This window comes from Psychrobacter sp. FDAARGOS_221, assembly GCF_002313155.2.
GTDB lineage: Bacteria > Pseudomonadota > Gammaproteobacteria > Pseudomonadales > Moraxellaceae > Psychrobacter.
Window position 1 is genome coordinate 1,288,974 of the sequence record NZ_NWFK02000001.1, and the last position, 15,122, is coordinate 1,304,095.

Genomic DNA, 15,122 nt, shown 5'->3' on the forward strand with positions numbered 1-15,122 from the left:
ATATAGCCATCGCCATATAAAAGGATAAATTGGGTCTGTCTTATTAAGGTCTACTTTTTAAAATCCGTGTTTTTAGATTTGTGTTTACGGATTAAAGCTAATGTTTCAATTACTTTAGATGGATCAACTACTTTACCTAATTGCTTTTACCTTGAAATAGGCGCAATAAGTGATGCTGGCATCGGCTTATAGCCCACTTGAGGATCAAATACAGTTTCAATCAAATTAATCTGAGTGGCTGTTATCTCAACAATACGGCCACTGCGCTGACCCAAGTACTGACCCAGACCAACCCGCAGCACTGCCCCATCTGGGCGCTGAATCAACCCAGCTTTAGTGTTACCTGTGGCCATCATGCCGCGATAGATAAGCTCACTTAATCCATAAGCCTCCAATGGCTGCCTTGGGCGACCCGCATCAGGCGGCGGGCCAGGTTGTCTTTGTGCAACAGGCTCAGGTTGTACTGGCTCTACTTGTGCAGGCTGTGCTACTACTAAAACAGGCGGAGGACTGGGTGCAGGCGGGGTTTTCAATTGCGTTTGAGGTTGATTCTGTGTCACCAGGACAGCACCATGTACCTTAAATGGACTTCGCAGCCCAGTCGCTGCATACACGTAAGGCGTTATCAATTCAGCTGCTTGAACAGGCATTGTTGTGGTTGTTGATAGTGTTTGGCTTGGCAGCTTACCTTGTGAACGGTTATCTGATTGAGTCTGCTCTACTTGGCTTTGCTGCATTTGCTGCGCCATCTGCTGCTTCGGGTCATCGCAAGCACTTATAGTTAGCATAAATAACCCGCCCATACTAAGAAGCACAAGACGCATACTATTGCTCCCGCTCTAAAAATGGAGGCTCTAAATCTGAATTAGAGTCAACCGATGTACTTGGCATAGATTGATAGGCTGTGGTGTGCAGTACCAGCGACAATGACTGTGGATCCATTATCAAAGGGTTGCTGTTGGTCACTGCAAAACCTTGAATGGTGATTAGTCGTGGCAAAGCTGCTAGACCGCTCAGAAACAACCCTAAATTGTGATAGCCACCGACTAATACCATATCAATGGGTTGCTGGATATATAAGGTTTGCTCTATAGTCTCAGCCAAAGAAATATCCTGCAACCTCACACCACTACTTAAAGCCACTGTATTATTGGGAACTTGTCGACTCATGGGCTGCCCCTCTCAGACACCACTGGCTTAGGCAACATGGGTTCTGCTGATTGGACATGGGCTGATTCTGTGTAAGCGATCACTGGTTGATTGCTGTCTGTCAGTGGCTGAATACTTCTAGCAGCTGCTGCTTGCTGTTTAAGCAATGCTGCAACTTGACCGACCTCGATAACTACTGCCGATATCACAAAGTTATAAGGATAATTGTTTATAGATTTCTGTGCTTGAGTGCTTTGTTGGTGTTGGATTTGTAAGTTTTGTATGCTCTGCTGGCTTGGATTCGACCCTTGATTTGAACTAGGCAACGTACCTTGTTTGACGTACTGTATTTGCGCTTGTTGTAGCCAAGCGCTGTCACTAAGCTTCTGCGCCCATTTAGTCACTTCTGTCGCATGCGTCGCACTGCCATTAATGGTTACCACCCCTGCTTCATATTTAATCGCCGTTACATATAACCTGTTAGATAGTGTACTGGCCACATCCGCCCATATGCGTGGTAGCAAGGTGCGCTCATAATTTAATGCCTCGATAGCCGTCTGCTTTACCGCGATTGTTTGCTGTTGCATCTTATTATCTTCAATAGCGCTAATCACTTGATCTAATTGGTCAATAGCGTCATTTAGATAAGCCGTGGCTGCCAGCTGACGACTTTGCTGATAATGCAAAAAGCCCCAAGCCAGCACTGCAAATCCTAAGCTCATGACAACACTGAGCGATAAACCCTTTTTAAATTGCTTGTTTTTATCTTGGCGCAGCTGCTCACGCCACGGCAGTAAGTTTATCTGCGCCATAGTCGCCTCTTTCTTGTATGCTTAGCCTGCTGACAGCTGCGCATACTTAGACCACAAGCACTCATTAAACGTGGCGCATCTTTGCTAAGTTGCTCAGCATTAATGGTTGGAGACAATGCCATAGCTGCAAAAGGATTGGCTATCGTCACTGGTAGACCCAACTGTTGTTGCAACAACGCATCTAACTGCTGCAGCGCCGCACTGCCACCACACAAGATGACCTGCTCTATTTGCGGTGCGCTGTCTGTATTTGCAGAATTATCGACATAGCTGTCTGTATCTTGATTGGAGTCGTTTTCTGCCGCTGAGTTGGTCTTGGTCGTATTGTTTTGAGAGGAAGCTAAGTGCTGTGGCTGAAAGTAAGCATGTAACGCCTGTTTTATAGTGCTTACTAATGCTTGTGTAAAATCAGTGACATACTGATAGATATCTGCGTCGGTTATGCCTGCTATTTGTGCTGACTCATCACTTTTAATGCGATTGATTTGCTCGTCATCGAGTTGGTATTCGCTTTGCAGCCGTTCATCAAGCTGCGCGCCGCCAAATAACTGCTCACACTGATAGACAAAAACGCCTTGATTGGCAACATATACTGTGGTGCGACTCTGGCCTATATCGACTAATGCGACCACAGGCACCTGCGTCGGCAGCTGCCAATATATAAACTGGAACGCACGCTCTATGGCGTGCGTATCGACCTCAACCAGTGCAGTATTTAATGAGCCAAAGGTTAAGGCATCTGTCAGTTGCTCAACGTCACGGGTTAAAGTAACCACCAGCAACACATCTACCAATTCTGTACCACTTATGACATCAGTTGCTTCAGAGTTATCATAACTATCATAGGTATCAGAGTTATCAGAGCCATCCGCTATTGCCGGACCGAGTACTTCAAAGTCAAAGCTGGCCTCTGCTATTGGATAGGGAATGTGTTGATCCGCATCAATACAAATCTGTGCTTCAATTTCTACATCAAGTAACCAAGCAGACATTTGAACGGTTTTAGTGAGGGTCAGCGCTTGCGGTATGGCGATCGCCGCTTGCGTCGCGGTCAAATGCAGTTGCTGTATTAACTGCGCGATGGTTTGCCCCATTTGTTCGGTATCGATAATCTGATTATCGACAACCTGACCTGGGCTAAGCTCTGACAACCCATAATGGGTCAGCTGATAGCTGTTTATTTGACCGCCTTTATGATTGCACAGTGCTACCACACAAAGCGCTGTATTGCTGATGCTAATACCCACATATGACGGGGCTGCTGTAGACAATAAGCGCAAAAATAATTCCTTTTATTTTGGCATGCAGGTATTTTAGAGGCGAATTCAATATGACAGTAGTTATTGAGTACGACATTAGCCATGATAGTGTTTTATTGAGGACTACCCTATTTACTTAACCACCCTTTGTCAATGATATTTTAAATTAAACATTTCTTAATAATAAATAACTATAATGTCAACTAATCATCTGGATTTTAGCATCAGTTGTTATTACAGCACTAGTATTAAGGCAATTAATCGGATAGCCATAATTAACCGATACACTTATTTAATATATTTTATTGACTATAAAGTGAAGCTTATATCCAATCCAAAACCAACAATTAGCCAAACGCTAAGCAAACCATTATCATAGTCAATATAATGTCCCCCAAACCGCACTTTTTATTATAAAATAGTTGCCAATACTATTTTATAATATAAATATAAGTTTAAAATAGTGTTTTCATGTTAGCTGTATAAGATAATGCTCATTTGCTTTATAATTATCAGCATTAACTACCGTTAGATAATGTAGGTTTAAGTATTTACATTTAGCGAGTTATGCCTAGATAGACCTTAAGTTATTGAGGTTATTAGCGATAACAATGAGCTGATAGACTGCTTTGCGACTGCTGAGGCCGTCTATGTCTAATATTTTAGTCTTTAATTAATAGAGTAATTATGCCGCAACCGCCTGCTGTTTCTCGTCTTATCCATTTCATTGTATCTGCTTTGCTGGCCTTTATCGCCCTAGCAATTATCTTGGTACTGGCATTCCCTATCGGCTTTTATGGGATGGCCATGTATCTTGAGCCAGAGCTGCCCAGCGTCTCTAAGATGCAAACCGCTCGCCTTGAGATGCCTTTACAAATTTATAGTAAAGACAACAAGTTGATTGGACAATATGGCAATCGCATGTCATTGCCTGTGACTTATGAAGAGATCCCTGAGAACTTTATTAATGCTTTCTTGGCGGCAGAAGACTCCTCATTTTATGAGCACAGTGGTATTAGCATCAAAGGCTTAGGTCGTGCGGTTACTGAGATTATTACCGATGATGATGGTCAAACCGGTGGTTCAACCATTACCATGCAGGTTGCAAAAAACTATTTCTTATCTCCTGAGCGTACCTTTAGCCGTAAGCTAACCGAGCTGTATCTTGCTCGTAGCATCGAACAAGAGTTAAGCAAAGAAGAGATCTTAACACTATACGTTAATAAGATTTATATGGGTGAAGGCGCATATGGTATTCGCGCTGCAGCCAAAAAGTATTTCAGCAAATCGCTAGAAAGCTTAAGCATTGCCGAAATGGCAACCTTAGCAGGCTTGCCAAAAGCGCCTTCTCAAAACAACCCTGTCTCTAATCCAGAAGAAGCGTTAGAACGCCGTAACTGGATTTTAGGGCGTATGTTAGAGCTGGGCTATATCACTCAAGCAGAACATAATGAAGCGGTGAATTCACCCATTGGCGTGCATCTATACAAAGAACAGCTTGATGTAAATATGCCGTATTTGGCAGAAATGACCCGTAGCGCCTTGGTAGATCGCTATGGCAGTGAAGTGATGAACGCCGGCTGGCGCGTGAAGCTAACCGTTGATAGTGAAGATCAAAATGCTGCTGATACTGCAATCAAAAAAGGCTTGATTGGCTATGACAGACGTCATGGCTGGCGTGGTGTTGAAGCCAGCGGTGAACCTTTAGAAAACTTCGTTACTTATTCAAATATGGTACCTGCCAAGGTCACTGAAGTTGCCTCTCGTAGCTTCAAAGCACAGTTGCAAAATGGTGACATCGTCACCGTGCCTTGGTCTGGTATGAGCTGGGCAAAACTGTATCTGGATGCCAACCGTATTAAAGGCTATCCAGGTCGTGCTTCTGACTTGGTCAAAAAAGATGACATCGTACGCCTGATTGCGAACGAAAGTCAGACCTCATGGCGCTTAACTCAGGTACCTAAAGTTCAAGGTAGCTTGGTAGCGTTAGATCCTGAGACCGGTGCTGTTGAAGCCTTGGTCGGTGGTTTTGATTATAGACACAGTAAGTTCAACCGTGCGACTCAAGGTTGGCGTCAACCAGGTTCGACCATTAAGCCATTAAACTATGCAGCTGCATTAGAAAAAGGCTATCGCCCTGACAGCTTAATTTCTGATGGACCATTACGTATCGGTAGCTGGCGCCCTAAGAACGCCGATGGCCGTTACTATGGCAACATGACCTTGCGTCAAGGCCTAATTTTATCACGTAACTTGGTATCTATTCGTTTATTACAAGCGGTAGGCACAGAAGATGCGCGTCAATTACTCAACCAATTTGGTCTAGATAAAGACAAACTGCCAACCACCTTATCATTAGCACTGGGTGCTGGTCAGGCAACACCGCTTCAAATGGCAACCGCTTATGCCACCTTTGCTAACGGCGGCCACCGTGTGCAACCTTACTTAATCGATCAAATTTACGATTACAATAACAAGTTACTGTATCTAGCCAACCCACAACGTGCATGTGCCCTATGCTTCAATGAGCGACTAGATAAATACAATGCTGAGCTTGAAGAAGCGTACGAAGAGCAAGCAGAAGCTGAGTTAAAGCAACGCGAAGAAGCATTAAAAGCTTTAGAGAACAAAGCAGAAGAAACTGATGCTGAAGGCGAAGACTCTGAACTACAGGCTTCAATGGATGACTTACGTTACGATGCATCGCCTAAATCAGATCGCCTGAAACCAGCGGTAATCCGTTATAGCCCTGCCGAACAAGCACCTCGTATCCTATCACCAGCGGTGTCTTATGAAATGGCTGGCATGATGCGTGATGTTATCCAACGTGGTACTGCAAAACGTGCTCGCGCGTTAGGTCGCAGTGATGTTGGCGGTAAAACCGGTACAACCAACGAGATGAAAGATGCTTGGTTTGCTGGCTTCCATCCAACGCAAGTAACGATTGTATGGCTTGGATTTGACCAACCTTCAACCTTAGGTAGAGGCGAATATGGTGGTGTTGCCGCCTTGCCGATGTGGGTTGACTATATGCGTCATGCGCTAAAATCAACACCATATCAATGGGTTAGTGTTAATAACAAGGCCAAGTCTGAGACTCAAAAGCAAGAAGTGGTTAATTTAGGCGAAGACTCAGATGATGACAAAAAGCCAGACACTAAAAATGACAGCAGAATTACCAATCAAAGAGTAACCGGCGCTCAGCCACCAAAAGCGGCAGTGAGCGAGCGTAAACCGCCAGAGCCACCACCTGAGCCAGAAAACTCTGATGAGCGTAAATCAAATGCAGCCCGTAATAGTAACAGTGAGTCTAGCTCTGATAAAAAAGAAGATTAGTAATCCTTTGATCAAAATCTGACTCGCCAAAGCTGATTAATAAACATTGGTTTAACTCACTAGCAATTACAATACATTTCACTTCAAGTAAAAGCGCTATTAGAACTAATTAGCGCTTTTATTTTTTACTGTCAGTCTTAACGACTGATTCATTCACGCACTAGGTTTACGACCTAGCCAGCAGGAGAAAATAATGTCTAATTCTACTCAATCGAGTGGCAGTAACCCACACAACCAGCCTAACCCAACAGGCGTTGATAAAACAGACGATATCGTGGTGACAGCGCTATACAAATTCACCCGCTTCGATGACTACGAGTCTTACCGTGAGCCACTACGTCAGACCATGCTTGATAATGAAGTACGCGGTACCCTGTTATTGGCCAGCGAAGGTATCAACGGTACCATCTCTGGTGACCGTGTAGGTATTGATGCTGTTATTGACTATATTCAAGCCATTCCTGCAATCGGTACGGTTGAATATAAAGAATCTTTTACCGACACTCAGCCCTTCTTTCGTACCAAGGTAAAACTAAAAAAAGAGATTGTCACCATGGGTGTCGAAGGCATCGACCCATTACAATCGGTTGGTCGTTATGTTAAGCCCAGCGAGTGGAATGATTTAATCAGTGATCCTGATGTGTTATTAATCGATACACGTAACGATTATGAAGTTCAAATCGGCACCTTTAAAAATGCGGTCAACCCGAAGACTGAAACGTTTCGCGAGTTCCCAGAGTACGTCAAAAATGAGCTCGATCCGAACAAACATAAAAAAGTGGCTATGTTTTGTACCGGTGGTATTCGCTGTGAAAAATCTACCGCCTATCTACGTGAGCAAGGCTTCGAAGAAGTGTATCATTTAGAGGGTGGCATCTTAAAGTATCTTGAAGAAGTGCCTGCTGAAGAGTCGATGTGGCAAGGCGACTGCTTTGTTTTTGACAACCGAGTGGCGGTTAATCACAGTCTTGAAAAAAGTGATTATGACCAGTGCTACGCTTGTCGTATGCCGATTACCGAAGAAGACAAGCGGCATCCTGCTTACGTCAAAGGTGAGTCATGCCCGCACTGTATCGATAAAGCAACTGAAGAACAGCGTGCTCGCTTCCGTGAGCGTCAACGTCAAATCAAGCTGGCAAAAGCACGTGGTGAAGCCCACATAGGTGCAGAAGTTAATGAAGTAATTGAGGCGCGTAAGCAGCAAAAACTAAAAGCCAAACTTGAGCAGAAAAAAGACTCATAGTTGTCGGCTATTTTCTGAATTAAGGTCATAAAAAAAGAGCCCTGTTATATTTAACAGGGCTCTTTTTATTGTTTTAGCTTAAACACTAAGCGGCATCTACTTATTGCTCAGTCCACTCACCATTACGCCAGTATAGACCCCAACGTGTGGCTTTGCCGGTCTTTAAGCTTTCCGAGCCAATATACTGCTCTTTTTGCTTACGCGACCAACGTAAAATGGTTGGGTTACCGTCTGGGTCTTCGTCAGGACCATTGAATAAGTACTGGAACTTATCCTCCATCTTATCTTTTACCGCACGCAGTTCAGACAACTTAGGCGGTCTGGTTTCACGTACTTTCGGGAACTTAGATGCCGCTAAGAACAAGCCTGCTGCACCTTCACGTAAAATAAAGTGGTCATCATGCTTAGTTGATCGCAACTCAGGCATGTCGATAGGGTCCATACGTGGTGGCGCAGGCTCACCGTTCTTAAGCACTTTACGCGTGTTATCACAGTTGTTACAGGCAAAGTATGGACCAAAGCGACCGGTTTTCAGCTCCATTTGCCCATCACACTTATTACAATCGATGGTTGGTGCATCCGAGCCAGGTACTTCAAACTTACCTTCTTCTAATAAGTAGCCATCACAATCTGGGTTGTTACCACAGATATGCAGTTTCAGACCGCCATCGACGATATAACCGTCCATGGCTGTACTACATTTAGGACAGCGCTTTTTCTCCATCAGCTCTTTGACTTCAACGGTGTCGTCAATTTCACTGTCATCAAGATTAGCAAACGCTTCAACTGGCATTAGGTTCTTAGTACCCTTACAGCGCTCTTTTGGCGGTAAGTTATAACCGGTACAGCCTAAGAACACGCCGGTTGTGCCATTGCGAAGCTGCATTGGTCTGCCGCATAAGTCACAATGCACGTCAGGCACATCGGTTGGGTCGTTAGGACGCATACCATCTTTTTGCTTTGCATGCTCAAGCTTGGTTTTGAAGTCACCATAGAAATCATCTAATACCGCTTTCCAGTCTTGATCGCCTTGGGCAACATGGTCAAGCTCATCCTCGAGCCCTGCGGTAAAGGCATAATCCATCAGCTCTGGGAAGCTTTCGGTCAAACGCTCAGTGACAATATCACCCATTTTTTCGGCATACAGACGCTTGTTTTCTAACTTAACGTAACCTCTGTCTTGAATGGTCGAAATAATCGACGCATAAGTAGACGGACGGCCAATGCCTTTTTTCTCAAGCTCTTTTACTAAGCTAGCTTCAGTATAGCGAGCCGGAGGCTTAGTAAAGTGTTGGCTTGGATCAAGTTTAATCAGGTTGAGCTCATCACCCTTTTTAACATCTGGCAGCAAGGTATCATCAGTTTTGGCAGGCGGCATCACTTTGGTAAAGCCATCAAAAGTCATGGTACGACCACGGGCTTTTAGCTCAACATTACCCGCTTCTACCAATAGATTGACTGACTTGTACTTAGCTGGCAGCATCTGACAGGCCACAAACTGACGCCAGATTAACTCGTATAAACGAATCGCGTCACGCTCAACCCCTTTTAACTGAGTAGATTTTAAGTTAGCGTTAGTAGGACGAATTGCTTCGTGAGCCTCTTGAGCGTTTTGCTTACTGCCATAAAAATTAGGCTTTTCAGGCAAATACTTAGAACCATAATTATCTTCAATAAAGCCACGTACACTTGATAACGCATCACCTGATAAGAAGGTCGAGTCAGTACGCATATAGGTAATGTGACCGGCTTCATACAGGCGCTGTGCCAGCATCATGGTCTTCTTAACGGGGAAGCCCAGACGGGTACTGGCTGCTTGCTGTAAGGTTGAAGTAATAAAGGGTGCGCCCGGCTTCGATTGAGTCGGCTTCTCTTCACGCTCTTTGACCACATACTTAGCCGGCTTTAATACTTCTAACACCGCATCAGTTTGTGCTTTATTACCCAGCTTTAATACTTTGCCGTCTTGTTTTACTGCTTCTAAACGAATCGGCGTGTCAGCAGCAACATTGGCATTATCGCTACCCTTCATCGTGGTATCGGCATGAATTTGCCAGTACTCTTCAGGGATAAAAGCACGAATTTCACGCTCACGCTCGACTACCAATCGAGTCGCTACTGACTGTACACGACCGGCTGATAATCCGCGGGCAATCTTTTGCCACAACAGCGGCGATACCATAAAGCCGACCACTCTATCTAAAAAGCGGCGCGCTTGTTGCGCATTGACTCTATCGATATCTAACTTACCCGGCTGCTTGAATGCATTTTGAATCGCCGATTTGGTAATCTCATTAAATACCACGCGCTGATACTTGCTGTCATCACCGCCAATCACTTCGCGCAAATGCCAAGCAATGGCCTCTCCTTCTCTATCTAAATCCGTTGCCAGATAGATAGTGTCTGCATCTTTGGCCAATGCTTTAAGCTCTTTAATAACCTTAGTTTTGTTTGGCAGCACTTCATAGACGGCTTTCCAACCATGTTCAGGGTCAATACCCATACGGCGCACCAAAGCCTGCTGTGCTTTTTCTTCTTTGCTTAGGTTATCTTCCGCTTTCGTGGCCGCTTTTTTCTTAGCGCCACTGCTGGTCGGTAAGTCACGCACGTGACCCACACTTGAGCGCACGATAAAGTCGTTGCCCAAATATTTGTTAATGGTTTTTGCTTTCGCAGGAGACTCCACAATCACTAACGCTTTACCCTTTGCGCTGGATGCAGGAGTGGTTGTTGATTTTTTTCCGCTGGTTTTTGCCATTGATATTAAAGTCCTAATTAATCTTTCTTATAAGTTTTATCTATAATTGGTTAATTTGTCTATTTATCTGTCGCTATTTATCTTATCTCTATGTGTCTTTAGCTGCTTTATTACTGGCCATCTTAGCTAGTTGTAATCTCAGTTGCTTACCATCTTAGCTAGTTACAATTTCAGCCGTTTGCAATTTCAGTTATTGGCTGTGACTGCTACTAAGCTATACCTATTACGTTATATAAGCCACTGCTGCTATTTTTTCAATAACACTTTAGAGTAAGTTGCTTTTAAAATGTCTGTTATCAACGTCTATTATCATCACAATTAACATCTATTAACCACTTCTTATTAACTATTAATAGAGCTCGTGGAATACAGTCTCACAGTTTAATAAGGGCTCACAATCATCTTAATTAATGGTGCAAGGCTGATCGAGTCAAGCACCATCTGTGCCAGAAATGGTTAAAGTTGTCTTGAAGTTACACTGCTTACAGTTGCGCTGTCAACCAAGTTTTTCAAGTACGACAAATGTAACCATACTGAAAATAGTCGGTATCCAACATTAAAAGCATCATTTTCAAGTCATTTTATCAGCGCGTATATGGCTTAGGTTGGCTTGGATTTCACTGTGATGCGTTATAATTTTTATACTACTGATTAAACTATTGACTGGATTTACCCGAAGCGTGCTGTGCCCACTGCAGCATTTTAGCTTTCAATACTTCCAAGTCCTGCTCTGCTTGTTTGGCATCATAGTCAGGATTTAATTTTGGCTGCACATAACCCGTATCATGCCAAAACACAACCAAGCTATTGGCTTTTAGATAGACCGCTTTAATTAATGGCTGCATTTGTTTTGGCAGCTGTAACGGCTCATCTTGCAAGCTTTGATTAATCACTGTAGAACGCTTAACGGCTTGCTGTTGCAATGAACCGGTGACTGCCAGTTTATTGGCCGCAGCAGAGTCGTTACGCCTTGGCGTATTGTCATGGCCGTCCCTCTTAGAATCGTCGCGCTTAGCACCATCAACCTGCTTAGTGCCATCAACAGCACATGACCTCGGTTGTAATGTGCCCTGATGCACCTCATAACAGGTTTCAGTAAATTTATAATCGTCCAGAATTAAACTATACTGGGCAATCATACCTTTACCATATTCATCCTGACGACCGCGTACCCAGCTCGGGCAAGCAATCAACTTTGGATTAAGATCTAAGCGTCTGGCTGCCATACGTAGCTTATCAACCCGCACTTCAACCACACTTGGCTTAAGCGCCATCATACAGCCCAATGCAAATAGCCCAATAACCGCTGCTACCCAAATACCCATACTTTTCCTATAATGAGGGCGTATCTTTATTTAGCTCATATTTAGCTAAAATAATATTAATTAAGAACACGCCCAGTGTAATGAACAACTAGAAATACAAATAACCAGCCACTTATTTAATGGTTATGGTGACTTATAATATGATAACCAATAAAATAGGCTGACTGATAAATAGTGCGCTAGTTTATGCTTTTTTGCGCTCTATTCATAGCAGGCGGCTTATTCATACCAACTGCTGTCTTCTTTTTCTGCTTTTTCGACTGTTTGCGCCGTCGGTAGCTTTTCTAGTGTTGCAGGAATGCTAGAGTCTGCCAACACAGCCTGATATTGCTCGGCAACTTCTGGCATTAATACTTGCAAAATAGGTTGCCACTGAGCTTGAACATCACGATAACGCTTTTGTTGGTAATCAAAAATAGTCAGCCCCTGCTCTGCCAATTGTGGATAAAGACTTCTATCACTGAGCCAAGCGACCGGCTGTTGACCCATTTTCTCAAAGAAGCCTTCTAGCACTTGGTTGTTATTGGTCTGCGGGCGAATACGATTGGCAACCAAGTGAATATCGACTTTGCCTTTACGAATACGCTTGATATCTTGAATTGATTTTAAAAACTTTTTAGTGCTGTCAGCATCAAAAATAGAAGGCAACACCGGGATTAATACTGCCTTGGCTTCACTGATTAAAGACTCTGCGCGCTGCTCACTGATTGAGCCTGGAGCATCGATAATCAACCAATCATTTTTACCTAAATTTTTGGCTGATTTCTTGGGTAAATCGCCAATATCATCCACATCACGCCAATCTACTGCATAAATTTTGGCGGCTGAATCCGGACGCTGCTTAAGCCAGCGCAGGCTGGATTTTTGCGGATCTGCATCGGCTAAAGCAACCTTTTGCCCTTGGTTTGCTAATGCAGCAGCTAATGTTATCGCAACTGATGTTTTACCACAGCCTCCTTTTTGATTTGCTACTAGTACAGTATTCATGATTGTGTCCACATCCCAGTTTGAAATTTAGATTAAATTGAAAATTAAGCCTAAAGTGAAGATATTCAATATTATATATAACTTATCATGGCTTATATCAAATTAGTATCATTAATGATATTAATACCTTGCCAGCATCATAACAGAACAATGCTATGGAAAAGTGTCAGAACATGGCATCATAATCATAGATGTGTTAATCAATGACCCTGTCCAAACATATCACTAAATACCAGCTCTGATATTGAAAGCTCGAACGTCATTCTTTCACTTAAATGTCAGCCTATTTTGGCTAACCACTAGGAGTAAAACATGAATTACCTGCGAATCACTGTTACCAGTAGCGCCTTAGTGGGTGCCCTTGCCTTATTATCAGGATGTGCCACTACTCAAGCCTTATCTCCAGAGCAATGTCAAGCCGGCAACTGGAAAGAAATTGGCTATGCCGATGGTACGGTTGGCCGATCAGGCAATTATTTTGGTCGACATGTTGAAAACTGTGCCCCAGTAGCTGGTAGCACCCCGAACCGCGTGTTATGGGAAGAAGGCCGTCAACAAGGGTTAAAAGAGTACTGTACTGAGCTCAATGCGTATAAGCTTGGACGTGAAGGACTTGCTTGGCAGCCTGTTTGTCCAATGGAGAATATCGAAAAGCTAGAAGAAGCCTACAGTCAAGGCCGCTATTACTATATTCGTCAGCGTGACTTAAACTACCTAAGCAGCCCTTATCCTTGGGGCTATGGTCGTTACGGACGCTATGGCTATGCGCCTTACGGCTATTACAGTCCTTTCTGGCACCCAGTTTGGTAGCCCCTGTGTAGTCCCTGTCGCTTATTTGCATACTTATTGGACAGCTGCACTATCACGCATCAGCATGCGTTCACAAATTAAAATAGCCACTATCAAGTTATGCTCGATAGTGGCTATTTATTAGTATCAAATCTGCTTTTAATTAATCTGGCTCAAATAATTAACTTAAGTCGTGTGGTCTAAGTTTAAGTTCTTATCGACACGGTAAACCAAAAACGTACCCAAACACATCAATATACACATGGTCACGCCAAGCTTAGCCACTGGATTTACCGGGAATAGATTTAACAGCAATCCGCCGAAAATACCTACACAGAACATCAAAGAACCTTGCAGCGCACTGGCCATACCCGCACGGTGTTTTTGAAATGCCAATGCAATGGCCGAAGCGTTTGGCTGAGTCAAACCTAAGGCTGCAATACAAAAGAAAATACAGCATAATACCAGCGGTAACCAAGCCTCTGCACCATAAATGACACCCAGTAGTAACAAACAGGTAGCCGAAATGGCCTGTATGGTTGCCCCAAATCTAAGCAAGGTAATCAGACGATAACGGTTGGTTAAGAACTGGTTAATCTGAGTAAGCGCCACAAAGCCCGCGGCGTTCATACCAAATATCAAACTAAACTGGGTTTCTGTTAATCCATAACCATCCATTAATAGCTCAGGAGCAGCACTAATATACACAAACATAGCGCCCATCAACATGCCTGCACCGATTGCAGGATAGCCAAATGACGGATCTTTTAACAGATCTAAATACTGGCTAAGCACTGTACTAAATGGACGATGACTGCGGTTTTCTTCGGTCAGTGTTTCTTTAAAGAAGAAACGGGTTAGCAATAGGTTTAAAATGCCAAACCCTGCCAAAAACCAAAAAATGGCATGCCAACTAAAAAAGGTCAAAAATGCCGCACCCAATGATGGCGCAAGAATCGGAGCCAGTCCCATCACCAATACCATGATCGAAAAGGCTTTGGCCATTTGCTTGGGCGGCAAGGTGTCACGAATTGCCGCTCTGGTCACTACTGCACCCACACAAGCGCCTAATGCCTGCAGTGTACGCGCTGCAAACAGTACATATTCACTGTTGGTCGTGGCACAAATCACCGACGCAATCACATACAAGGTCATGCCAAAATATAACGGCTTCACTCGGCCGACTCGGTCACTCAGCGGCCCATATACCAGCTGGCCAAACACCAGTCCCACAAAGTATGCAGGCACAGAGTTGGCTATAGCAGCGGTACTGATACCAAAATCATCTGCCATGGTCGGCAAGGCTGGCAAATACATATCAATCGATAACGGCCCAATAGCAACAATCAGCCCGAGCATCATAATCCATGCTACTGGCAGTCTTGAGGGCGCCGATTGAGGGGTTTGGTTGTTTGTCATAAATACACTGAGACCTAATAGTTAAAGTGAATCTTGATATTCGGA

Annotated in this window: 10 protein-coding genes and 1 pseudogene; 3 read left to right on the forward strand and 8 right to left on the reverse strand. The window is 43.8% G+C overall.

The genetic code is table 11. The features are described 5' to 3' along the window. Window positions 1-146 precede the first annotated feature (146 nt). From A6J60_RS05375 to pilM, 4 genes are read right to left on the reverse strand one after another with little or no spacing between them, the layout of a single operon-like run. The gene (locus A6J60_RS05375; protein WP_193778026.1) at window positions 147-788 is read right to left on the reverse strand and encodes a pilus assembly protein PilP; all 642 of its coding nucleotides are present in this window, start codon (window positions 786-788) and stop codon (window positions 147-149) included. Window positions 789-825: 37 nt separating this feature from the next. Further along, the gene (pilO, locus tag A6J60_RS05380; protein ID WP_096065060.1) at window positions 826-1,170 is read right to left on the reverse strand and encodes a type 4a pilus biogenesis protein PilO; all 345 of its coding nucleotides are present in this window, start codon (window positions 1,168-1,170) and stop codon (window positions 826-828) included. Further along, window positions 1,167-1,961 (reverse strand): PilN domain-containing protein, encoded by a 795-nt coding sequence (locus A6J60_RS05385; protein WP_096065061.1) that lies wholly within the window; start codon window positions 1,959-1,961, stop codon window positions 1,167-1,169. Before A6J60_RS05385 ends, pilO begins: the two co-directional genes overlap by 4 nt. Beyond that, window positions 1,949-3,241, reverse strand: coding sequence for a type IV pilus assembly protein PilM (gene pilM, locus A6J60_RS05390; RefSeq protein WP_096065062.1), 1,293 nt, complete (start codon window positions 3,239-3,241; stop codon window positions 1,949-1,951). The genes A6J60_RS05385 and pilM overlap by 13 nt, the downstream gene beginning before the upstream one ends. A gap of 666 nt (window positions 3,242-3,907) precedes the next feature. On the opposite strand from pilM, the gene A6J60_RS05395 reads away from it, so the two are divergent. Continuing rightward, a complete protein-coding gene (locus tag A6J60_RS05395) occupies window positions 3,908-6,556 on the forward strand; it encodes a penicillin-binding protein 1A (RefSeq protein WP_096065063.1) in 2,649 nt (882 codons plus the stop codon). A 193-nt stretch (window positions 6,557-6,749) separates the two neighbouring features. Beyond that, on the forward strand, window positions 6,750-7,799 hold the full coding sequence (locus tag A6J60_RS05400; RefSeq protein WP_227526072.1) for a rhodanese-related sulfurtransferase: 1,050 nt from the start codon (window positions 6,750-6,752) through the stop codon (window positions 7,797-7,799). 100 nt (window positions 7,800-7,899) lie between these two features. Here A6J60_RS05400 and topA read toward each other — a convergent pair whose 3' ends face one another. The 3 genes and pseudogenes from topA to A6J60_RS05415 form a co-directional block, all read right to left on the reverse strand. Then, window positions 7,900-10,557, reverse strand: a complete 2,658-nt coding sequence (gene topA / locus A6J60_RS05405; RefSeq protein WP_096065064.1) for a type I DNA topoisomerase — start codon at window positions 10,555-10,557, stop codon at window positions 7,900-7,902. Between the two features lie 656 nt (window positions 10,558-11,213). Beyond that, a complete protein-coding gene (locus A6J60_RS05410) occupies window positions 11,214-11,882 on the reverse strand; it encodes a hypothetical protein (RefSeq protein ID WP_096065065.1) in 669 nt (222 codons plus the stop codon). A 324-nt stretch (window positions 11,883-12,206) separates the two neighbouring features. Next, window positions 12,207-12,869 (reverse strand): annotated as a pseudogene (locus tag A6J60_RS05415) (ParA family protein); the annotation flags it as partial. 312 nt (window positions 12,870-13,181) lie between these two features. Between A6J60_RS05415 and A6J60_RS05420 the strand changes: the two are divergent. Next, window positions 13,182-13,679, forward strand: coding sequence for a DUF2799 domain-containing protein (locus tag A6J60_RS05420; RefSeq protein ID WP_096065067.1), 498 nt, complete (start codon window positions 13,182-13,184; stop codon window positions 13,677-13,679). Window positions 13,680-13,844: 165 nt separating this feature from the next. On the opposite strand, the gene A6J60_RS05425 is transcribed toward A6J60_RS05420, so the two are convergent. Then, complete coding sequence (locus tag A6J60_RS05425; protein ID WP_096065068.1) at window positions 13,845-15,077, reverse strand: multidrug effflux MFS transporter; 1,233 nt, start codon at window positions 15,075-15,077, stop codon at window positions 13,845-13,847. Window positions 15,078-15,122 lie beyond the last annotated feature (45 nt).

What these genes read in the sequence shown, in the direction of transcription:
- A6J60_RS05375 (WP_193778026.1), bottom strand. Translation starts at nt 788, where the DNA reads ATGCTAACTATAAGTGCTTGCGATGACCCGAAGCAGCAGATGGCGCAG.
- pilO (WP_096065060.1), bottom strand. Translation starts at nt 1,170, where the DNA reads ATGAGTCGACAAGTTCCCAATAATACAGTGGCTTTAAGTAGTGGTGTG.
- A6J60_RS05385 (WP_096065061.1), bottom strand. Translation starts at nt 1,961, where the DNA reads ATGGCGCAGATAAACTTACTGCCGTGGCGTGAGCAGCTGCGCCAAGAT.
- A6J60_RS05395 (WP_096065063.1), top strand. Translation starts at nt 3,908, where the DNA reads ATGCCGCAACCGCCTGCTGTTTCTCGTCTTATCCATTTCATTGTATCT.
- A6J60_RS05400 (WP_227526072.1), top strand. Translation starts at nt 6,750, where the DNA reads ATGTCTAATTCTACTCAATCGAGTGGCAGTAACCCACACAACCAGCCT.
- topA (WP_096065064.1), bottom strand. Translation starts at nt 10,557, where the DNA reads ATGGCAAAAACCAGCGGAAAAAAATCAACAACCACTCCTGCATCCAGC.
- A6J60_RS05410 (WP_096065065.1), bottom strand. Translation starts at nt 11,882, where the DNA reads ATGGGTATTTGGGTAGCAGCGGTTATTGGGCTATTTGCATTGGGCTGT.
- A6J60_RS05420 (WP_096065067.1), top strand. Translation starts at nt 13,182, where the DNA reads ATGAATTACCTGCGAATCACTGTTACCAGTAGCGCCTTAGTGGGTGCC.
- A6J60_RS05425 (WP_096065068.1), bottom strand. Translation starts at nt 15,077, where the DNA reads ATGACAAACAACCAAACCCCTCAATCGGCGCCCTCAAGACTGCCAGTA.